Origin of the sequence: Brachyspira sp. SAP_772, from assembly GCF_009755885.1 — a bacterium.
In the GTDB taxonomy this organism is placed as follows: Bacteria; Spirochaetota; Brachyspiria; order Brachyspirales; family Brachyspiraceae; genus Brachyspira.
On record NZ_VYIX01000261.1, the window covers coordinates 1 to 618 of the forward strand.

A 618-nucleotide genomic window follows, 5' to 3' on the forward strand; every position below is an offset into this window, starting at 1 on the left:
CAGTTAAAAATTTAGTTTCTTAAATAAAATATTTTAATTTATTATTTTAATTATTTAAAAAGCCCTGTCATTATTATGATGGGGCTTTAAATTTTATATTAAAATATTTATATCAAACTATGTAAATATAATATCATTAATAATTGACTTTTTAATTATTTTATATACAATTTGTRGTTACATATGATTTTAATTATTTAATTATGGAGAATTAAAAAATGAAAAAAATTATATTAATGATTACATTATTTATCATGACTATAAGTACAACACTTATGGCTAAAAGCGGTGCTGGCGTTGATATTACTGTACCTCTTGGTGCTGGTATTGGATATTTCTTTGAAGATGGTAAGAAAAGTGAAACTCTTAAGCCAAATGCTGGTTTTGAGGGCGGAGTTTATTTAAGACCTAATTATTATTTTGATTTAGCTATACTTTCTTTAGGTTTCTCATTAGACTTAGGTTATCAGAGAGATGTTTTTGCTTATAAGTCTGATATAAATACTGAGTATTTAAGTTTTGACAGTTTAAGTATAGGTTTAATGCCAAAAATAGATGTATTATTTATGTCTATAGGTGTTGGTGCTGGTGTRAAATTCCCTCTTGGCGGAGCTAGTT

Annotated in this window: 1 pseudogene; it reads left to right on the forward strand. The window is 25.5% G+C overall.

Annotation, left to right across the window (positions count from 1 at the left end):
- Positions 1 to 218: 218 nt before the first annotated feature.
- Positions 219 to 618 (forward strand): annotated as a pseudogene (locus GQX97_RS13915) (hypothetical protein); the annotation flags it as partial.